Origin of the sequence: Xanthomonas hortorum, assembly GCF_011305375.1 — a bacterium.
Lineage (GTDB): Bacteria > Pseudomonadota > Gammaproteobacteria > Xanthomonadales > Xanthomonadaceae > Xanthomonas > Xanthomonas hortorum_E.
Window position 1 is genome coordinate 1 of record NZ_VCME01000022.1, and the last position, 20,620, is coordinate 20,620.

Annotated in this window: 12 protein-coding genes and 1 pseudogene; 5 read left to right on the forward strand and 8 right to left on the reverse strand. The window is 67.2% G+C overall.

Features of this window, described 5'->3' with window-relative positions:
• Positions 1-131, forward strand: a pseudogene (locus FFY45_RS18090) (IS110 family transposase); the annotation flags it as partial.
• A 508-nt stretch (positions 132-639) separates the two neighbouring features.
• On the opposite strand, the gene FFY45_RS18095 reads toward FFY45_RS18090, so the two are convergent.
• Together FFY45_RS18095 and FFY45_RS18100 are read right to left on the reverse strand one after the other, a co-directional pair.
• Positions 640-1,680: a DUF475 domain-containing protein gene (locus FFY45_RS18095; RefSeq protein ID WP_176341487.1), complete on the reverse strand. Its 1,041-nt coding sequence runs from the start codon at positions 1,678-1,680 to the stop codon at positions 640-642.
• 106 nt (positions 1,681-1,786) lie between these two features.
• A complete protein-coding gene (locus tag FFY45_RS18100) occupies positions 1,787-4,495 on the reverse strand; it encodes a bifunctional acetate--CoA ligase family protein/GNAT family N-acetyltransferase (RefSeq protein ID WP_176341547.1) in 2,709 nt (902 codons plus the stop codon).
• 201 nt (positions 4,496-4,696) lie between these two features.
• On the opposite strand from FFY45_RS18100, the gene FFY45_RS18105 reads away from it, so the two are divergent.
• From FFY45_RS18105 to FFY45_RS18115, 3 genes are all read left to right on the forward strand, one after another.
• Complete coding sequence (locus FFY45_RS18105; protein ID WP_176341488.1) at positions 4,697-5,482, forward strand: DUF4198 domain-containing protein; 786 nt, start codon at positions 4,697-4,699, stop codon at positions 5,480-5,482.
• 141 nt (positions 5,483-5,623) lie between these two features.
• Positions 5,624-6,529, forward strand: a complete 906-nt coding sequence (locus FFY45_RS18110; protein ID WP_176341489.1) for an EF-hand domain-containing protein — start codon at positions 5,624-5,626, stop codon at positions 6,527-6,529.
• Between the two features lie 140 nt (positions 6,530-6,669).
• A complete protein-coding gene (locus tag FFY45_RS18115; RefSeq protein WP_176341490.1) occupies positions 6,670-9,009 on the forward strand; it encodes a TonB-dependent hemoglobin/transferrin/lactoferrin family receptor in 2,340 nt (779 codons plus the stop codon).
• Between the two features lie 91 nt (positions 9,010-9,100).
• On the opposite strand, the gene mgtE is transcribed toward FFY45_RS18115, so the two are convergent.
• Positions 9,101-10,468: a magnesium transporter gene (mgtE, locus tag FFY45_RS18120; RefSeq protein ID WP_176341491.1), complete on the reverse strand. Its 1,368-nt coding sequence runs from the start codon at positions 10,466-10,468 to the stop codon at positions 9,101-9,103.
• A 547-nt stretch (positions 10,469-11,015) separates the two neighbouring features.
• Between mgtE and FFY45_RS18125 the strand changes: the two genes are divergently transcribed.
• On the forward strand, positions 11,016-12,827 hold the full coding sequence (locus tag FFY45_RS18125) for a monovalent cation:proton antiporter-2 (CPA2) family protein (RefSeq protein ID WP_176341492.1): 1,812 nt from the start codon (positions 11,016-11,018) through the stop codon (positions 12,825-12,827).
• Between the two features lie 111 nt (positions 12,828-12,938).
• Here FFY45_RS18125 and zwf read toward each other — a convergent pair whose 3' ends face one another.
• From zwf to FFY45_RS18150, 5 genes are all read right to left on the reverse strand, one after another.
• Positions 12,939-14,765 carry a glucose-6-phosphate dehydrogenase gene (gene zwf, locus FFY45_RS18130; RefSeq protein WP_176341493.1) on the reverse strand — a complete coding sequence of 609 codons (1,827 nt, stop codon included), beginning with the start codon at positions 14,763-14,765 and terminating at the stop codon, positions 12,939-12,941.
• On the reverse strand, positions 14,762-16,561 hold the full coding sequence (locus tag FFY45_RS18135; protein ID WP_176341494.1) for a glycoside hydrolase family 15 protein: 1,800 nt from the start codon (positions 16,559-16,561) through the stop codon (positions 14,762-14,764). The genes zwf and FFY45_RS18135 overlap by 4 nt, the downstream gene beginning before the upstream one ends.
• A gap of 63 nt (positions 16,562-16,624) precedes the next feature.
• A complete protein-coding gene (locus FFY45_RS18140; protein ID WP_176341548.1) occupies positions 16,625-16,954 on the reverse strand; it encodes a phosphotyrosine protein phosphatase in 330 nt (109 codons plus the stop codon).
• A 26-nt stretch (positions 16,955-16,980) separates the two neighbouring features.
• Positions 16,981-20,301: an ankyrin repeat domain-containing protein gene (locus FFY45_RS18145; protein ID WP_176341495.1), complete on the reverse strand. Its 3,321-nt coding sequence runs from the start codon at positions 20,299-20,301 to the stop codon at positions 16,981-16,983.
• Positions 20,294-20,554: a YcgL domain-containing protein gene (locus tag FFY45_RS18150; protein WP_023904717.1), complete on the reverse strand. Its 261-nt coding sequence runs from the start codon at positions 20,552-20,554 to the stop codon at positions 20,294-20,296. The genes FFY45_RS18145 and FFY45_RS18150 overlap by 8 nt, the downstream gene beginning before the upstream one ends.
• Positions 20,555-20,620: the final 66 nt, after the last annotated feature.

Here is a 20,620-nt window from a genome sequence, read left to right on the forward strand (position 1 = left end):
GCGATTTTTACAGAGCGCTGCGGGCACGCGGCAAGGAGGGCAAGGTCGCCCTTGTGGCGGTGATGCGCAAGATGCTGGTCATCCTCAATGCGCGCGTGCGCGATGAAAGAGCCGCCATGCAGCCCGCCTGAGCGCATTTGACGGCCATGCGCAAACGCAAAAAAGCGTGCCGGCCAGCGGCCGGCACCTACCGATGAACGCGCCTGAAGGAAACCGCTCAAAGGTCGCGGGTTGAGGTCCTGATCAACACAGTTGCTACACGGACGTACTTGCGGCGTGTCCCGCGATGGTGGGCGAGCAAGGACCCTGCAGCAAACTCACAGCATCAAGAGCGCAGCGAGGACACCGCACCAGACAGGTTGCTGGCTGCTTTGTTAAAAACCATGCGCACCGAGCATCTCGATTGGTCCTTGTCCGCCCACCCTCGCGGGACCTTACGCGGCATGGATGCCGCGTAAGAGCCTACATGGACGTACTTGCGGCGTGTCCCGCGAGGGTGGGCGGGCAAGGACCCTGCAGCCAAACCACAAATCTAGCAACGCCGGGTCTGTCAGCAGCACCCGTCCGATAGCCGCGAAGGCGCTGTCAGGCCGCTCTCAAGTGACAGCATTACGCCCTGAGCGCAACCCGTGAGCGGCATCAGATCTCGGTCGGGCCGACGTGGTGGCGCTTGCGGTAGCGGATCGACGACCACACCGAGGCGGCAATGAATGCCACCCCGATCAGGCCGGTCAGCACTTCCGGCACGTGGTACACGGTGCCCACCAGCATGATGATCGCCAGCACGCCGATGGCGTAATGCGCGCCGTGCTCCAGGAACACGAATTCGTCCAACGTGCCCTTGTGCACCAGGTAGACCGTCATCGAACGCACGAACATCGCGCCGATCGCCAGGCCCAGCATGATGATGACCACATCGCGAGTGATCGCGAACGCACCGATCACCCCATCGAACGAGAACGAAGCGTCCAGCACTTCCAGGTACAAAAACGCGGCAATACCCGAGCGCTTGGCCGGGCCCATGCCGTCTTCGCTCTCTTCGGACTCGAACAAGGCATCCACGCTGCCCACCAGCAGATACAGCAGGATGCCGCCCAGGCCGGCGAACAGCACGCTCTGGAAGATCACCTCGGGCAGGAACAGCTTGGTGCACAGCAGGACCGTCACCGCCACGATCACCGACATCGCATCGGCCTTGCCCAGCTTGCCGACCAACCGCTCCACCGGCCCGAGCCAGTGCAGCTTGCGCTCCTGGTCGAACAGGAAGTTGAGGAACACCAGCAACAGGAACATGCCACCGAAGGCGGCGATCGACGGGTAGTTGTCGGTCAGCACCTGGCTGTAGCGGTCCGGCTCTTTCAGCGCCATCTGCATCACCGGCACCAGGCCCATGCCGGTGGCCACCGACACGATCACGATCGGGAACACCAGGCGCATGCCGAACACCGCGATCAGGATGCCCACGGTCAGGAACAATTTTTGCCAGAACGCGTTCATGTGCTTGAGCACACCGGCGTTGACCACCGCGTTGTCGAACGACAACGACACCTCCAGCACGCTCAGCACCAGGCATAGCCACAGCGCCTGCCACAGGCCCATCGAGGTGGTGTGGCCCCACCAGGCGGCAACGCCCAGGCAGACGGCTGTAACCAAGAACGACATTCTGAAATCGCGAAACATTGACACTCCCAGGCGGGCCGAGACGACAGCCGGAGCAACGGGCCAGGGCAAGGCCCGGCAGATCCGGCATGCGGTGAGGATGGGGGACCGCGGCGTGACGCTAAGGTCAGGCCGGGCGCGGCTCGCCCATTATAGGGAGTGTCACCGCCATCAGGGTCGCATCGTCCGGATCCGGGCGGACCCCGAAGCCCAGGCTCTGGCACATCGCCAGCATGGTGCGGTTCTCGCGCAGCACCTGGCCTTCGATCTGTTTGAGGCCCAGCCAGCGCGCGTACTCGATCATGATGCGCATCAGCTGCCAGCCGATGCCGTGGCCCTTGAGGTCGGAGCGGATCAGGATGCCGTACTCGCCGCCCTCGTAATCGGCGTCGGCATGCAGGCGCACCGCGCCGAGCATGTCGCCACTCTTGGGGTCGATGGCCACCAGCGCGATCGAGCGCGCGTAATCGAGCTGGGTCAGCCGCGCGATGAATTCGTGGCTGAAATGCTTGACCGACTGGAAGAACCGCAGCCGCAGGTCTTCGTCGGTGACCCGCGCGAAGAACGCGCGGAACAGCGCGTCGTCTTCCGGGCGGACCGGGCGCACCAGCGCGTGGGTGCCATCGCCGAGTGCGATCTGGCGCTCCCATTCCTTCGGATACGGAAAAATCGCAAAGCGCGGATGGCCGCGGCCCTTGTGCAGCTTGCGCGCCGGTGCCACCGCCACGCGCGCGTCCAGCGCGATCACCCCATCGCGGTCGGCCAGCAGCGGGTTGATATCCAGCTCGGTGATTTCGGGGATGTCGGCCGCCAGCTGCGCCAGCTTGACCAGCACCAGCGCCACCGCGCGCTCGTCGGCCGCCGGCACGTCGCGGTAGGCCTTGAGGATGCGCGAGACGCGGGTGCGGCCGATCAGTTCGTGCGCCAGGCGCAGATCCAGCGGCGGCAAGGCCAGCTCGCGGTCGTTGATGACCTCCACCGCAGTGCCGCCGCGCCCGAACACGATCGCCGGGCCGAACACCGGGTCATCGGCAATACCGGCGATCAGTTCGCGCGCCTTGGGCCGCAGCACCGTGGGCTGCACGATCACCCCTTCGATGACCGCGTCGGGCTGCGCGGCGTGCGCGCGCGCCAGGATACCGGCTGCCGCTTCGCGTACCGCCGCCACGCTGGACAGATTCAGGCGCACGCCGTCGACATCGGACTTGTGCGCGATGTCGTTGGACAACACCTTCAAGGTCACCGTGCGGCCGACAGCCAGCAGCGGGTCGGCCAGCAATGCGGCTTCGTTGGCGGTGGCAGCCACCTGCAGCGGCACGATCGGGATGCCGTAGGCGGCCAGCAAGCGGTTGGTGGCGACCGGATCCAGCCAACGGCGGCCGGCGGCCAAGGCCTCATCGACCACCGCGCGGGCGATGCCGGCATCCACCACGAAGTCTTCCGGCAGGCTGGGTGGGGTTTCCATCAACGCCGCCTGCGCCTCGCGGTAGCGCACCAGGTGGGTGAAGCCGCGCACCGCATCCGATTCGGTCGCATAGGTGGGCACGCGCGCAGCATTGAGCGCGGCGATCGCCGCATCGTCCTGGCCCAGCCATACCGCGAATACCGGCTTTTCGCGCTGATAGCGGTCGCGTTGGTCCAGCGCGCGGGTCAACGCCTTGGCCGCGTCGGCCGAGGAGGTGAACGCGGTCGGCACGTTGACCACCAGCAGCGCGTCGTTCTCCGGATCGTCCAGCAAGGCTTCGATCGCCGCGGCATACCGCGGCCCATCGGCGTCGACGATGATGTCCACCGGATTGCTGCGCGACCAGCCTTCGGGCAGCGATTGATCCAGCCGCTCCAGCGTCTTGGCCGACAACTCCGCCAAGGTGCCGCCGCGCAGCACCAGCTGGTCCACCGCCAGCTGCCCCACCCCGCCGCCATTGCTCAAGATAGCCAGGCGCCGGCCGGGAAAACTGCCGAGCCGGCCCAGCGTTTCGGCGGCGGCGAACAGCTCGTCCAGTGCGCCCACGCGCAACAGGCCGGCACGCGCGAACGCGGCGCCATACACCGCATCCGAGCCGGCCAGCGCCTGCGCGTGCGTATCGGCATTGGGGTTGATGCGGAACTGGCGGCCGGATTTGACCACCACCACCGGTTTGGCGCGCGCGGCAGCGCGTGCGGCCGACATGAACTTGCGCGCATCGCCGATGCGTTCGACGTACAGCAGGATCGCGCGGGTGCGGTAGTCGGTGGCGAAGTAGTCGAGCAGATCGCCGAAGTCCACATCCAGCGTATCGCCCAGCGACACCACCGCCGAGAACCCCACCGAACGCGCCACGCCCCATTCCACCAAGGCGGCGGCAATCGCGCTGGATTCGGAAATCAGCGCCAGATCGCCCGCCTGCGGGCAATGCGCGGCGATGCTGGCATTGAGCCGCGCATGCGGGGCGATCACACCCAGGCAATGCGGGCCGAGAATACGCATGCCCTTGGCACGCGCCGAGGCTTCCATGCGCGCGGCCGGCGAGCCGGGGCCGCTGCCGAGGCCTGCGGTGAGGATGATCGCTGCGGCCACGCCGCGCCGTGCGGCAATCGAGACGATGCGCGGCACGATGCGCGCCGGCGCGGTGATCACCACCAGGTCCGGCACCCAGGCCAGATCGGTCAGCCGCGCCACGGTGCGTACGCCATCGATCTCGCTGTAACGCGGGCTTACCCAACCGATCTGCCCGGGAAACCCGGCCGCACGCAGGTTGCGCACTACCGCGCGTCCGGCCGAGCGATCGCGCGGACTGCCGCCCACCACCGCCACAGTGGTGGGACGAAAGACCTGCTGCAGGTGATAGGTGCTCATGGCAACGACGACGACGGGGGAAGCGGACACGGTACACGTCGGCCCAAGCCGACGTCATCGACCCGAGAGCTGCAAGACAGCGACGGCGTCCACACACTTGTTGTTAACGATTCGCATTTTCGTTAATATTGCGTGGTCAGCCAGCTTCCAGCGCCGCCCCGCGCCCATGCCGCCAGCGACTCATTCGGAACAGGGCCCCCCATGAAACTGCTGACACTGTCGGCGCTGCTGCTTGCCGCCTCCGCCTCCGCGCACACGCCTTATCTGGCACCCAACACTTTCGCCCCCCAGCCCGGTCAGACAGTGACCCTGGACGCGGCCTTCGCCGAGACCTTCTTCGTCCCGGAAGCGGCCTTCGACCAGAGCCACTTCAGCATTACCGGACCCGATGGCCGCGATGTCGAACCGGCGCGTGTGCAGGCGCTCGACACCCGCACCGTCGTCGAACACACCCTGGGCAAGCAGCCCGGCACCTACCGGGTCAGCACCGGCCTGCGCGTGGGCGCGCAGTTCCGCACCTGGGAACTGGACGGCAAGCGCGAGACCGTGCGCGACCCGAAAGTGCCCATGCCCAAAGGCGCCACGCTGATTGCCAGCTTCCAGTCGCGCACCCTGGCCCAGACCTATCTGAGCGTCGGCAAACCCGATCGCAGCGCGCTGGCGCCGCGCAATCAGGGTCTGGAACTGGTGCCGGTGACGCATCCCAACGACCTGTATGTCGGCGAGAGCTTCACCTTCACGGTGCAGTACGGCGGCGTGCCGCTGGCCAAGCAGAGCGTGGACATCAGCGAGGCGGTGTGGACCTCCGATCGCAAGCCGACGTTGATCAGCGTGACCACCGACGCGGCGGGCCGCGCAACCTTGAAGCTGGACCGCGCCGGCACCTGGTTGGCGCTGACCCGCCACCGCACCCCGGCGCCGGCCGACGCCCCGGTGCGCGAGTACAGCAACAGCACCACACTGACGTTTCGGGTGCTCGAACAATAGCGCCGCGCAACCGCTGCGGCGGTTGCCTCGCCCTGGCGGCATGACTCCACCGGCGCGGTCCCTCCGCCCGGCATCGCGATCCACCTGCAGGCCCAGCCAACGCTACGGCCCGGCACCGTTTTCCCCATCAAGAGGCAATCCATGAACACTGGCTCCCTGGCCGGCGCGTGCCTGTGCGCGCTGCTGCTTCCTGCTACCGCTCTCGCCCAGTCCGCGCCGCGCCCGCTGCTCGGCGGCCACGGCAACAACGTGCAGGCCTTCATCACCCAGCATGACGACGCTCGCGATGGCCGCATCACCGCCGCCGATTTTGCGAGCTTCCGGCGCAGCCGCTTCGATGCCACCGACCGCAACCACGACGGCACGGTCGACGAGGACGAATACGTGGGCGAGTTCCGCGAGCGCCGCCAGCGTGCGCTGGAGCAGGAACGCAGCGCACAGGCCGCACAGGGCAAGATCCGCTTTGCGGCACTGGATGCCGATGGCAACGGGCGGGTCTCGCGTGCCGAATTCGATGCGGCCGGTGCGCAGGACTGGGCGCGCGGACAGGCGGCCGTGTCGGCCGCTGCCAAGGCTGCGTCGGGCGACACAACGGCCGCCTTCGACCGCGATGGCGGCCGCCCGGGCATGCCCGACAGCGGCTCGGCCGAGGGCTTCCTCGCGCTGTACGACGAGAACGGCGACGGCAAGGTGGGCGAGGCGGAATACGCAAACCTGCGCAAGGCGCAGTTCGCCGGTGCCGATAGCGACCGCAACGGCACGCTGTCGTTGGACGAATATCGGGTCGAATTCGAGGACCGCCTCAACCGCCGCCTCACCGCGCTCGAACTGGCCGACGACCGCCAGGTGCATGTGCGCTTCAAGGTGCTCGACACCGACAAGAACCAGCGCATGAGCTTCGCCGAATACCAGGCCTCGGGCCTGCGCACCTTCGCCCGCGTCGACCGCAATCACGACGGCGTGGTCGATGCCAGCGATGCCGCGTTGCCGCCGCCGGCACCTGCAACTGCGCCAGCGCCGGCCGCCACCCCGGCTCGCGCCGACTGACCTCTGCGCGGGCCTCGATGCCCGCGCCGCCCGGCCCGCCACTGGCGGGCCCCACCCAGCCACGCGGCTATCCCCTGCCGCCCACAGCCAGGTCCGCGCCTTACCGCGCCCATTCCTCTTTCCTGACTGTGGACTCCACGATGACCTCGACACCGACCCTGCTGGCCCTGGCGATCGCCGCCGGCCTGGCCTTCCCGCTGCATGCCGAACAGGCACCCGCCGACGCCACCACCTTCGACCCGGTGGAAGTGAAGGCCGCACGCGACAAGCGCGCCTCCACCAACCAGAACGTCACCACCCTCGACACCGCGCAGTTGCAGCAGGAACAGGCCGAGAGCATGGAAGACCTGGTGCGCTACATCCCCGGCGTGAGCATCGCCGACATGGGCCGCTTCGGCGAAAACGGCTTCAACATCCGCGGCCTGGAAGGCGACCGCGTGGCGATGACCATCGATGGCCTGTCGATGGCCGAGGGTGTGGAGACCGCGCGCGACTACGAGTTCTTCCGCGCCGGGCGCGGCGGCGTGGACGTGGATTCGCTCAAGAGCGTGGATATCGTCAAGGGCGCCGATTCCATCAGTGCCGGCAGCGGTGCGCTTGGCGGCGCGGTGGTGTTCACCACCAAGGACCCGTACGACTACCTCAAGGCGCAGGGTAACGACAGCTATGTCGGCCTGAAGACCGGCTACACCGGCCACAACGACCAACTGCTCGGCAATATCACCGTGGCCAACCGCACCGGCATCGTCGAATCGATGCTGACCTACACCCGCCGCGAGGGCCACGAATCGGAGGGCTGGTATTCCAGCACCGAGATCGACACCGGCAGCGCGCGGCGCACGCCCGACCCGATCGACAGCCAAAGCGACAACGTGCTGGCCAAGCTCGACGTGGTGCCGAACGCGCAGTACCGCTTTGGCGTGGTCTACGAACGCAACCGCTCGCAGAACCGGGTCGACAACCTGAGCCGCGTCAGCGCGCCCAGCTACGCCGAACGCATCGGCGACGACAGCAACGACCGTGACCGCTACGGCCTGCGCTACATCTGGAACGCGAACAACGCGCTGTTCGACACCCTCGAGGCGCAGCTGGACCGCCAGCAGACCGAGAGCCGCGGCACCACTCGCATCCTCACCCAGAGCGGCACATCGAGCACCCCTGCCACCGCCGCCACCACCCGCTGCACTGTGGCGTTGCCCTGCCGGCGTGCCGAGGACCGCGACACCGAGCAGACCCTGGACCGCCTCGCGGTCGACTTCGACAAGCTGGTGCATGGCAACGGCTGGTCGCAATCACTGCTGTATGGCGCCGCCTGGCAACGCCGCAGCATCGATTTCAGCGCGATCGACTACCGCTGGAACAACGCCGGCACGCTGGACACCGCCACCGTCGACCCGGCGCAAGTGCCGCAGACCGATGCCGACACCTGGAGCGTGTACCTGCGCGACCGTATCGGCCTGCTCGACGACCGCCTGCAGCTCACCCTGGGTGCGCGCTACGACCATTACCGCTACGCACCGACGCTGTCGCCCACCTTCATCGATACCACCGGCACGGTGCGCGCGGTGACCTTCGCCGCACCGACCTGGCAGGCCGGCATCAGCTACGCCGTCACCCCGCAGCAGACGCTGTGGTTCCAGGCCGGGCGCGGCTTCCGTGCACCGACCACCGCCGAGATGTACGCCCCGACCAGCATCACCGCGCTGACCGAGGTCGCCACCGGCAACACCGTCAACGTACCGACCGTGGCCGCCAATCCCGGGCTCGACGCCGAGCGCAGCCTCAATCTGGAACTGGGCTGGCGCTGGGAGAGCGAGTGGGCGCGCGTGGGCCTGTCGGTGTTCCGCGACCGCTACGACGATTTCATCCAGAGCGAGACCGTCACCGCCAACGCCGGCACGCTCTACCAGACCTGTACCCGCGGCGTGTGCACCACGCGCAACGGCTACGCCTACACCACGCTGCTCAATGTCGGCCAGGTCGAGGTCAAGGGAGTCGAACTGGATGCGCAGTTCAAGCTTGGCGATGCCTGGCTGCTGCGGGCGGCATGGACCCACAACCAGGGCGAACTGGAAGACGGCCGCCCGCTGGACAGCATCAACCCCGATCGCGGCGTGCTCGGCCTCAGCTGGCAGGGGTTGGACGAGCGCCTGCGCCTCACTGCCAACATCACCCATGCGCTGGCCAAGAAGGCCAAGGACGTCAATGTGGAGAACGATATCTTCGGTGTCCCGGCCGAGCCGTTCCTCAGCGACGCCTACAGCGTGGTCGATCTATTCGGCAGCTATCGCTTCAACGCGCATGTGCGGGTCAATCTGGGCGTGTACAACCTGTTCGACGAGCGCTATTCGCAATGGGCGCGCATCCGCAATGTCACCCGTGGCGATTTCTATCTGTACGGCTATGCCACCGACGACGGCATCGGCCGCTACAGCGAACCTGGCCGCAATGTGCGCGCGACGTTGTACGTGAACTTCTGACCGGCGCTCGCCGCCCCGCATCGCTGCACGGCCTACCGTGCAGCGATGCGGAGTGGACCAGGCAATACGGCCTGGCCATCACCTCTCCGCGCTACAACAACGTGCCGCTGAGAATCGCGGCAGCGATGCTGAAATAGATCACCAAGCCGGTGACATCCACCAGCGTGGCCACGAACGGTGCCGAGGCGCTAGCCGGGTCGAAGCCGAGCCGTTGCAGCACGAATGGCAGCATCGAGCCGGACAGCGAACCGAAGGTGACGATGCCGATCAGGGCTGCGCCGATGGTCAGCGCCACCATCTGCCAGTGCGGGCCATAGTCGTACAGGCCGGCGGTCTGCCAGATGGTGATGCGCACGATCGCCAGCAGGCCCAGGATCGTGCCCAGGGTCAGCCCGGTGGGCAGCTCGCGCAGCGCCACTTTCCACCAGTCGCCCAGGCGGATTTCGCGCAAGGCCAGCGAGCGGATCAGCAGCGAGGTGGCCTGCGAACCGGAGTTGCCGCCCGAGCTCATGATCAACGGAATGAACAGGGTCAGCACCACCGCCTTGGAAAGCTCGTCCTCGAAGTGCTGCATGGCGCTGGCGGTGAGCATTTCGCCCAGAAACAGCACGCTCAGCCAACCGGCGCGCTTCTTGATCATCTGGCCAAAGCCAATCTGCATGTAGGGCTTGTCCAGCGCCTCCATGCCGCCGAACTTGTGCACGTCTTCGGTGGATTCGGCGATCAATGCATCCAGCACATCGTCCACGGTGACGATGCCGAGCATGTGGCCGTGCGCATCCACCACCGGGATCGCCAACAGGTCATGGCGACGGATCAGGCGGGCGACTTCTTCCTGGTCCAGCGCCGGGTCCACCGTGACCGGCGGGTTGACCTGCGCCACCTCCAGGATCGGTGCGTCGTCTGCGCCGGTGATCAGCCGGCGCATGGTGACCACCTGGGTCAGCACGCGGCTGTGCGGGTCCAGCAGATAGATCGCATACACCGTCTCGCGGCTGCGCTCCACCTCGCGGATGTGCTGCAGGGTGCGGCCTACCGTCCAGTCGGCCGGCACCGCCACGAACTCGGTGGTCATCAGCGCACCGGCGGTGTTGGGCGGGTAGCGCATCAAGGCCTGGATCGACAGCCGCGCCTCGGCACTGAGCAGCCATAGCAGCGGCGCGCGCTGGTCGGCGTCCAGGCCGTGGAAGATGTCGGTGGCGCGGTCGTCGGCCATTTGCCCGAGCAAGGAGGCAGCCTGTTCGGCCGGCAGTTGCGCCACTAATGCACTGGCATCGTGCAGCTCGGGTTGTTCGAGCAGTTTCACCGCACGCGGTTGCGGCAGCGCGGCCAGCACCTGGGCCGCATCGTCGCGGTCGAGGGTGTTGAGATATTCCACCGCATCGGCCGTGTTGCGCTCGGCCAGGGGTGCGATCAAGGCATTGACGCCTTGGGCAAGGCGCAGGGTTTCGTTGTACATGGGGTTCGCCTGGTGACGACCGTCGTCGATGACAGCCGGCGAACCCAAAGCCTCAGGCGCGCGCCAGCTGGGTCATCGACCCGGGTCTAGGGTGACTGTCGCTGGACATGAGAAAGGCTCCGAGAAGTGCCTACCGAACCGGTGATCCGGGCGGCGGCGGGGCGCAGTCTGCGCGCCTGAGCCGGCTTGGTCAATGGCTCGCACAAAGCACGTTTAAGCGAGCGTGCAGTCCGCCGATCTTGCCGATGCGCAGCATGCGCAGGAGGTGCGTCTCATCGAGATGGCGGCGAGCGTGGGCCGACGGCGCACATTCGTGCGGTGGTTGCGACAACGGTGCGCTGGTCGCGGCCTTGAACACGCTTGCCGGCCAGCGCTGCTAACGGCCACGCTTGGCTCCAGACACGCTGCTACCGACGCGCTGATCAGAAGCAGCAAACCGGCTATCGCAAACCCGTGGCCGCTGCGCATTGCCGGCGACTCCGGCACGTCGGTGCCAGCTGGTCAGCGGCAGTGCGCGGCATAATGCGCACCTCAACGGAGAGTGCGCATGCATAGCGGCGGTCTGGAACTGGCTCTGGTGCTGATGCTGGCCGCCATCGTGGCGGTGCCGGTGTTCAAGCGCTTCGGGCTGGGTGCGGTGTTGGCCTATCTGGTCGCCGGCGTGGTGCTCGGGCCCGACGGCGTGGGCGTGGTGCAGGATGCCGAACGCATCAGCGGCGCAGCCGAAATCGGTGTGGTGATGCTGCTGTTCGTGATCGGCCTGGAACTGTCGCCGTCGCGTTTGAAGGTGATGCGCCATTCGGTGTTCGGCGCCGGCGCCACCCAGGTGGTGGTGACCACGCTGATCCTGGGCGGCTTGCTGATGCTCGGCAACCTGGGCTGGAAGAGCGCGTTGATCGTCGGCGTGGCGCTGGCGTTGTCGTCCACTGCGGTGGGCCTGCAGCTGCTGGCCGAACGCAAGGCGCTGGGCAGCGACTACGGGCGCCTGGCGTTCGCCATTTTGCTGTTTCAGGATCTGATCGCCATTCCATTGCTGGCAGCGATTCCGCTGCTCGGTGGCAGCAAGAACGCCACGCTGGCATGGCCGGACGTGGCCAAGGCGGTCGCGGCATTGGCGCTGGTGATCCTGTGCGGGCGCTTCGTGCTGCGCTATCTGTTCAACATGGTGGCGCGCACGCGCATGCCGGAAGTGTTCACCGCCAGCGCCTTGCTGGTGGTGCTGGGCACCGCCTGGATCATGCAGGAAGCCGGATTGAGCGCCAGCCTGGGCGCGTTTTTGGCCGGCGTGCTGCTAGCCGATTCGGAATTCCGCCACGAGCTCGAATCGCAGATCGAGCCATTCGAAGGCCTGCTGCTGGGGCTGTTCTTCATCTCGGTCGGCATGGGCATCGATCTGAACCGGGTGGTCGCCGAGCCATGGCTGATCGCCAGCGGCGTGGCGATCCTGCTGGTGGTGAAGTTCTCGCTGCTGGTCGGTATCGGCACGGTGGCCAAGCTGCCGCTGCGCAGTAGCCTGATGCTGGGCAGCGTATTGTGGCTGGGCGGCGAATTCGCCTTTGTGGTGTTCAACGAGGCCGATCGCGTCGGCTTGCTGGAGCGCGCCAACCACGACCGGCTGGTGGCCATTGTCGGCGTGTCGATGGCGCTGACGCCGGTGTTGCTGCTGGGCATGCAGCGCATCCTCAACGGGCCGCTGCGGCTGCATGCGCCCAAGTCCGACCGCCCGTTCGACACCATCGATGCGCAAACGCCCAAGGTGCTGGTCGCCGGCATGGGCCGCTTCGGTCAGGTCGTCGCGCGCCTGCTCACCGCGCGGCATGTGCCGTTCGTGGCGCTGGAACACAATCCGGACACCGTGGAAGATTTGCGCCGCTTCGGCAGCCAGTTGTACTACGGCGACCCCACCCGCCCGGAACTGCTGCGCGCCGCCGGCGCCGACCGCATCAAGGTGTTCGTGATCGCGGTGGACGATCCCGAAACCAACATCAAGGCGGTGCGGCTGATCCGCCGCCTGTACCCGCAGGCCACGGTGCTGGCACGTGCACGCAATCGCCAGCACGCCTGGAAACTGATGGATCTGGGCGCAGAGCCGTTCCGCGAGGTATTCGCCTCCAGCCTGGAGCTGAGCGAACGCGTGCTCACCTCGCTCGGCCTTGGCGAAGCGGTTGCCAAGGATCACGTCAAACGGTTCCGCCAGCACGACGAAGAGTTGCTGCATCGCCAGCACCTGGTCTATGACGACGAAGCCAAGGTGATCCAGACCTCGCGCGATGCACGCGCGGATCTGATGAATCTGTTCGAAGCCGACGTCAAGGCGGATGTGGATGCCGAACCCGCGCCGGTAACGCGCGATCGCTGAGCTCTGCGTAGGAGCGCGCTAACGCCTGGTCGCGCGCAAGCGCGCTCCTACAGGATTTTCTGCACACACAGCCGCCGCATGATCGCAGCGGCTGCATGTTGATCGCATCACTCAGCTGCGCGGTGTGCGCGCTGCGGTCTTGCCGGCCGACTTCTTCGCTGCGCTCTTGCCAGCCGCAGCTTTGCTCACGGTCTTCGCTGCGGCTTTTGCGACCTTCTTCGTCGCGCGCTTGGTGACGGATGTCTTTGCCACCTTGCCGGGCGAACCGGCTGCGCCTTGAGCGGATTTTGCAGCAGGTGCGGCGGCACGTTTGGGTGTCGCCTTGCCCGCTTTCTTCACGGTCTTCTTGGTTGCTTTCTTGACCGGCGTTGCAGCGCTGCTGCGTGCTTCCGGTGCGCGGCGCGGCGGTGGCTTGCGCCCCGGAGTGAGCGCGCGCCAGGCGTGCCCGCCATTCATCGCCAGCAAGGCATCGGCGGCCGAGGGGCCGGCACTGCCTGCTGCGTAATTGGGGAAATCGCTCGGCGGTTGTTTCCAGGCATCCAGGATCGGCTGCACGATGCGCCAGGCGGCTTCCACCATGGCCGCATCCTGGAACAGGCCGGCCTCGCCTTTCATGCAGTCCTGCAGCAGGCGCTCGTAGCCCACCGTGTATTCCTTGGGAAACCAGTCGCGGTAGCGGAAGTCCATGCGCACCGGTGCCAGCGCGACCTGCGCGCCCGGGCGCTTGACGTCGAACTGCAGCGAGATGCCCTCGTCGGGCTGGATGTGCAGCACCAGCCAGTCGGGTCCATAACCGCCCACTTCGGTACTGCGGAACGGTGCCAGCGGCGCAGGCTTGAAGCGGATCGCGATCTCGGTGGTGCGCTCGCGCAGCCGCTTGCCGGTGCGCAGGTAGAACGGCACGCCGGCCCAGCGCCAGGTGTCGACCTGCAGCTTCATCGCCACATAGGTTTCGGTTTCCGAATCCTCCGGCACGGTGTCTTCTTCGCGATACCCCGGTACCGCGCTGCGGCTCACCGCGCCGGACGCATATTGGCCGCGTACCACGTCTTCGGGCTTGATCGGGCGCACCGCTTCGATCACTTCGGCGCGGCGGCGGTGCATGGCTTCGGTGGTGAAGGCAGCCGGCGGTTCCATCGCAATCATCGCCAGCAACTGGAACAGGTGGTTCGGCACCATGTCGCGCAAACAGCCGGTGGGATCGTAGAAACGTCCACGGCCTTCCACGCCGATGGTTTCGGCGGCGGTGATCTGCACATGATCGATGCGGTCGCGATTCCACACCGGCTCGAACAAGCCATTGGCAAAACGGAACGCCAGAATGTTCTGCACGGTTTCCTTGCCGAGGAAATGGTCGATGCGGAATACCTGATCCTCATGCAACACGCGGGCGACGGTGGCGTTGAGCGCGACGGCGCTGGGCAGATCGTGGCCGAACGGTTTTTCCACGATCACCCGCCGCCAGCCCTGGCCCTCGCGCTGTTTGACCAGCCCGGCTTCGCCCAGGTTGAGCAGCACCGGTTCGAAGAAACGTGCGGCGGTGGCCAGATAGAACAGCACATTGCCCTGGGTGCCGTAGCGCTTGTGCAGTTTCTCCAGTACGCCATCCAGCGCTTGATAGGCACCTAAATCAGTAAAATCGCCGCGCAGATAATGCATGCGCTCGCGCAGCCACTCCCAGGTGTCGGTGTCGAACTCGTCGGTCTGGAATTCGGCATCGCGGCTGCTGAGCAGTTCGGTCATCGACTGACCCATCATCGTGCGCCACGAACGCTCGCTGATATCGCCGTGGTCCATGCCGACGATGGCGAACTGCTCGCCCAACGCGCCGGCCCGGCGCAGGTTGTACAGCGCCGGCATCACCAAGCGCTTGGTTAGATCGCCGCGTGCGCCCAGCACCACGATGATGCACGGCGGGGTGGTCTCTTGCTCATTCATGGACGTGTTTCCTTTTCGCCCATGCGTCCGTGCAGGCGCAATGCCGCATTGACCAGGGCCACGTGGGAATACCCTTGCGGGAAGTTGCCAAGCATGCGCTTGCTGCGCGGGTCGTACTCTTCGGCGAGCAGGCCCACGTCGTTGCACAATCCGAGCAGGCGCTCGAGCAGTACGCGCGCCTGCTCGGTGCGCCCGAGCAATGCATAGTTTTCCACCAGCCAGAAGCTGCAGGCAAGAAAGGTGCCCTCGCCGGCCGGCAGGCCATCGGCGCTGTCGTCGGCGCGATAGCGCTCGACCAATCCATCGATGGTCAGATCGCGTGCGATGGCATCGGCGGTAGCGGCGATGCGCGGATCCTCCGGCGGCAAAAATCCCACGATCGGAATCAGCAGCAGCGAGGCGTCCAGGCGGTCGGAGCCATAGCTCTGCACGAAGTGACCATCCGGATGCACACCGTTTTCCAGCACTTCGGCGCGGATTTCCTCGGCAAGCCGGCCCCAATGTGCGCGTTTTTCTGCGTCGGCATTGGTGATGCCATCGCGCGCACCGCAATCGAACGCCAGCCATGCCATCACCTTGGAATGCACGAAATGACGGCGCTCGTCGCGAATCTCCCAGATGCCTTCATCGGGCAGGCGCCACAGGTCTTCGAGCGTATCCAGGATCTTTTCCAGCAGAGATGCCGACGAGCCATCGTCATCGGACGGCGGCGCCACGCCCTTTTCGCGCGCGTAATGGAAGGCGCCGATCAACTCGCCGTAGACGTCGAGCTGAAACTGATCCACCGCGCCATTGCCGATGCGTACCGGGCCGGAGTTTTCGTAGCCGGGCAACCAATCCGCTTCCCATTCCTGCAGCCGGCGTTCGCCGGCGATGCCGTACAACGCCTGCAGTTGATCCGGCGAACCGGCGATGGTGCGTTGCACCCAATCGCGAAACGCTGAGGCTTCATCGCGATACCCGGCCTGCAGCAACGCGATCAGCGTGAACACCGAATCGCGCAGCCAGCAGTAGCGATAATCCCAGTTGCGGGTGCCGCCCAGATGCTCGGGCAGCGAGGCGGTGGGCGCGGCGACAATGCCGCCGGTGGGCAGGTAACTCAGCCCCTTCAATACCACCAGCGAACGCCGCACCTGCTCGGTCCATGGGCCGACATCGGTACAGCGACGTGCCCAGCCATGCCAAAACGCGGTGGTCCGTTGCAGCGCCTGTTCCGGATCGATCGCCGCCGGCGTGGGCTGATGCGATAACCCATGACTGAGCAGAAACCAGGTGCTTTCGCCCTGACGCAGCGTGAAGTCTGCCTCGGTGCCCAGGTCCTCGCCGTGCAGTTGCTGCGGCGAGCGCAACGCGAGTTGGTCGGGACCGGCGATGGCGCGAATGCCACCCTCGATGCCGGTGACCCACGGCACCGTACGGCCATAGTTGAAGCGAAACGTCAGCCGCATGTGCATCGGCACTTCGCCCTGCACGCAACGCACGATCCGCACCAGATGCTGGTGGCTGTCGCTCTCATCGCTGGCGACCATGAAGTCGACCAGTTCCACCGTGCCGGTGTCGGTACGCATACGCGTGCACAGCACCAGACTGTCGTCTTCGTAAGCGCGTTCGCTGCGGAATGCGGCGACCGGCGACAACGCCCATTGCCCGTGTTGCTCATCGCCCAGCAGGGATGCGAAAAACGCATCGGAATCGAAACGTGGCAGACACAGCCAGTCGATGGTGCCGCAGTGGTCGACCAGGGCCGCGCTGTGGCAATTGCCCAGCATGGCGTGGTCTTCGATACGCACGCTCATCGTAGAGGCGCTTCCTTCGTGCGAGGGAACGCCCAGTCTTGCACGCGCAGTGTCGGGATCGGGTTACGACTGTGCCGGCAGACGCAGCAACGGTGGCACCGTGTGTTCCAGGCGACGGATCAGTGCCGGATCCATATAGGCGTAGTCGTCGGGAATGTGCAGGCAGATCACCCGGCAATGGCGCAACTGCGCGGCGAAACGTTTGCGCAACAGCTGCAGGTGCCGGCGCTCCATCACCAGCACCAGCTGCGCTTCATGCAACAGCTCCGGTGTGACCTGCACGTCCGCATCTGCGGCCAGCCCGGCCGATTGCGTCTGCACACCCGGCCAGTCGGCGAACACGCGTTCGGCGATGGGGCTGCGCAGGCGGTTGCGGCTGCACACGAACAGCACCTGCAACGGTGCGCCGCCGCGCTGGCTCAGCGGCCTTCGCGCAGGAAGCGCGCCATCGAGGACACACCCGGCAAGGCGGGCTCGAACTGGCCGGCCACATCGATGAAGCCACGCATGATCGCGATCTCGCGCGGGGTGCGGTTGAGCGCGTCGCGGCGGTCGCCATCGGCGCCGGCACGCAACAGGCGCTGCACCAGCAATGGCAAACCGTGCAACGCAGCCAGATGCAGCGGGCCGAAGCCGCGTTGATCGGCCACATCCAGCGAGACGTCTTCGTCGAGCAGGCGTTCGACGCCGGCCAGTACCACCTGTTCGTCGCAGGCGGTACCCGGTTCGGCGCGCGCGCCCAGCAACAGCAGCAACGGGCTGACCCGGCCACCGGCCAGATACTCGGGGTCGGCGCCGGCCAGCAGCAGGGTATCCAGCAAGGCCAGCAGGCGGCTTTTGTCGCGCGCAGTGAAGCCATACAGCGCGGCGCAATGCAGCGGCGCCAGGCCTTGATCGTCGTTGGCGTGCACATCGGCCGCCGCAGTGAGCAGGCGCGCCACGATATCCGGCAGGCCCAGCGCGCAGGCCAGCATCAACACGGTGACGCCGCCGGGCAGGCGATGTTCGATCTGCGCGCCGGCCTGCAGCAACGCGGCCACGATCTCGGTCTGACGCATGCTCACGGCCGCCGACAACGGCGTGGCGCCGCTATTGGCCGCGCGTTGCGGGTCGGCGCCGCGCCCGAGCAGATGCGCCACCACGCCGAGATGGCCACCACCGGCGGCGCGCAACAGCGCAGTGCAGCCTTGCGCGTCGATCGCATCGACCGGCAGGCCGAGATCGATCAGCCGCCGCACCGCATCGGTGTCGCCGGTCATGGCCGCAGCCGGCACGTCGGCTTCGCGCAGCGTGCGGTGCGGCAGCGACCAGATGCGCCAGTCGAGCCAATCGGCCAGATCGCGGCGACCGATCGACAGCGCCACGCCCAGCGGGGTCTGCCCGTCGGCCGCGCGCGCTTCCGGCGAGGCGCCTTGTTTGACCAGCAATTTCAGCGAGGCTTCCCGGCCCAGCGCGGTGGCCAGATGCAGCGCAGTCATGCCGTGGCTGTCGCGTGCCTCGCGGTCCACGCCGTGTTCCAGCAACCACTGCTGCAGGCGCAGCCAGCCCAGCCGCACCGCAAGCGACAACGGCGGGTCGCCGGCCGCCGACGCGGCAAACGGGTCGGCGCCGCGTTCGAGCAATTCCAGCGCGAACTGTTCCAGCCCGCGCGATGCCGCATCGTGCTGCACGCAGGCGCTGAGCAGGCGGGTCAGGCCGCCGGCGCCGGCCGGCGAGACGCCATGGCGCAGCAGCGCCTGCAATGCCGGCACTGCCTCCACACCACGCGAGAGCAGTGCAAACATCGGCACATCGCCGCAGGCATCGCGCACGTCGGCGTCGGCGCCGTGGCGGAGCAGCCAGTCCACGGCCTCGGCGTTCAAGGCCAGATGCGCATCGTGCAGCAAGCCGCCGAGTTCTTCCGGGCCGCACAGCCTGGCCAATGCGTCCAGGCCATCGCGTTGACCGAACTGCAGGCCTTCGCGCAACAGCACCAAGGGCGGGCGATCGGGCAGCACCGCAACGCCGGGGGTATCGCCGTGTCCATCGCTGACGGCGGCCGGCAGCGGATACGCAGGATCAAGCAATTGCACGATCGCCCAGCGCCCGGCTTCGGCGGCGACATCCACTGCGCGACGGCCGTGCGCATCGGTGCTGTCGGCCGGCACCTGCAGATCGAGCAGGCGCCGGATCAAGGCCGGCGACACGCGGTCGGCGGCGCAGGCCAGCATCACCGCATTGCGGCCGTCGCCATCGATGGCCAGCACATCGGCCTTGCGTGCGACCAGCCGTTCCAGCACGCCGCTGCGTGCCTGCCGCGCCGCGTCCAGCCATGGCGTGCGGCCGAGCAAGTCGCGCGCTTCCAGATTGGCACCGGCCGACAACAGCGCCTCGACGATGTCGCCGTGGCCGGCCAACGCGGCTTCGTGCAAGGCGCTGCGGCGCTGGCGGTCGCGCGCATCCACGCGCGCCTTGTGCTTGAGCAGCAACTGCACGCCGGCCGGGTCGTCTTCCTCGGTGCCTGCGGCGGCCAGCAGCACCGGCGCGCCGCCTTCCGGTTCGGAATGCGCGCCGCGTTCCAGCAGAAACTTGGCCAGCCGCCAGTTGCCGACCTGGCAGGCCATCGCCAGCGGCGAATGACCTTCGTTGTTGAGCGCGTCGAGCTCGGCGGCGGCATCGCGCAGCAGCGCGGCCACGCCCGGGTCGGAACTGCGCACGGCGTGATGCAGCGGCGTGTTGCCGTCGTTGTCGGTGGCGCGCGGGTCGGCGCCGTTGGCCAGCAGCGTCATCACCGCGTCGGGGCGGCCATGCCAGCTATCGCGCGTGGCGGCCAGCAGCGGGGTCATGCCGCGATGCGGTTGGTTGACATCGACGCGGCGCACGATCAGCTCGCGCAGCAGGCGTAGATCCGGCAATACCGCAGCCAGCGCGGGCAGGCTGCGTTGATCGCGCCATTCCGGCAGCGGCATCGCCTGCGGGTCGGCGCCTGCCTCCAGCAATTGCAGCGCGCGATCCACCCGGCCGCTACGCGCGGCTTCGAACAATTCCGGCACCAGCTGATGCTGGGCCACCGGCTCCAACGGGCGCGGTTCGGCGGCGGCTTCGGAGAAGAAATCGGCGGCCTGCCGGGCCACCGGGGTGTCGCTGCGTGCCGGTGCGGCGGTGCGTTGCAACAGCAGATGGGCCGCCGGCAACAGCACGCTGGCGGCGATCGCCAGACTCCAGCGCAGGCTGCTCGACAACCAGCCCGGCCAGGCCAGTGCCACGGCCAGCGTGCACATCGCCAGCACCAGTGCAGCGGCCAGCAGGCCGCGCCAGGCATGCAATTCCTGCGTGGCCAGCGCGTGCCACCGCGGCGCCAGGGCGCCGCCATCGCGCTCGACCTCGCCCCACAGCGGCCAAGTCCGCCATAGCCCGAGCAGCGCGGCGCTGACCGCAACGCTCAGCGCCAACGCGGCGGCCAGGCTGCCGCTGTCGCGCAAGGCAGTCAGCGGCCAGGTGATCAAGGCGGCAAGGGCCAACAGACCGACGCCCCAGATCGCCAGCAACGGCGGCAACGCCTGCGCGATCGCACGCGGCTGGCTCGGCAATGCGCGCGTGCCACGTGCCCACGACACCGCCAGCGCGAACGCCGGCTGCGCCAGCCACAGCGTCACCGCCGCAACGCTGCCGCCAACGCCGCCCAGCAACGACAACAACACCCCGGCAGCGCCGGCCAGCGCTGCGGCGCGCCACCGCGCGGCACGCGTGGCCTCAGTCATAGTCGCACTCGCCCGCCAGCACCACCGTCTTGGGCAGTTGCAGGTAGAAGCCGTGCTTGCTGAGCGCTTCGCGCACCGTGATCACGTCGGCTTGCGCCAGGCGGCGCTGCGGCGTCAACGCCACCTCCAGCACGAACGCGAACGGCGCCAGTTGCGCGTGCACGGCGGCAGGAAGACCGGAGAAGTCGTCACGCATGGCGAGATAGACGAAGGTGTCCTGCTTGCGTTGGCTTTTATAGACGTAGGCGTGCATGCGCGCGTGGTCGCGCTCGTTTTAGAAGTGTGTCGCAGGATTGTGTCCCAATTGCGCCCATGGCGA

What these genes read in the sequence shown, in the direction of transcription:
- FFY45_RS18095 (WP_176341487.1), bottom strand. Translation starts at nt 1,680, where the DNA reads ATGTTTCGCGATTTCAGAATGTCGTTCTTGGTTACAGCCGTCTGCCTG.
- FFY45_RS18100 (WP_176341547.1), bottom strand. Translation starts at nt 4,495, where the DNA reads ATGAGCACCTATCACCTGCAGCAGGTCTTTCGTCCCACCACTGTGGCG.
- FFY45_RS18105 (WP_176341488.1), top strand. Translation starts at nt 4,697, where the DNA reads ATGAAACTGCTGACACTGTCGGCGCTGCTGCTTGCCGCCTCCGCCTCC.
- FFY45_RS18110 (WP_176341489.1), top strand. Translation starts at nt 5,624, where the DNA reads ATGAACACTGGCTCCCTGGCCGGCGCGTGCCTGTGCGCGCTGCTGCTT.
- FFY45_RS18115 (WP_176341490.1), top strand. Translation starts at nt 6,670, where the DNA reads ATGACCTCGACACCGACCCTGCTGGCCCTGGCGATCGCCGCCGGCCTG.
- mgtE (WP_176341491.1), bottom strand. Translation starts at nt 10,468, where the DNA reads ATGTACAACGAAACCCTGCGCCTTGCCCAAGGCGTCAATGCCTTGATC.
- FFY45_RS18125 (WP_176341492.1), top strand. Translation starts at nt 11,016, where the DNA reads ATGCATAGCGGCGGTCTGGAACTGGCTCTGGTGCTGATGCTGGCCGCC.
- zwf (WP_176341493.1), bottom strand. Translation starts at nt 14,765, where the DNA reads ATGAATGAGCAAGAGACCACCCCGCCGTGCATCATCGTGGTGCTGGGC.
- FFY45_RS18135 (WP_176341494.1), bottom strand. Translation starts at nt 16,561, where the DNA reads ATGAGCGTGCGTATCGAAGACCACGCCATGCTGGGCAATTGCCACAGC.
- FFY45_RS18145 (WP_176341495.1), bottom strand. Translation starts at nt 20,301, where the DNA reads ATGACTGAGGCCACGCGTGCCGCGCGGTGGCGCGCCGCAGCGCTGGCC.
- FFY45_RS18150 (WP_023904717.1), bottom strand. Translation starts at nt 20,554, where the DNA reads ATGCACGCCTACGTCTATAAAAGCCAACGCAAGCAGGACACCTTCGTC.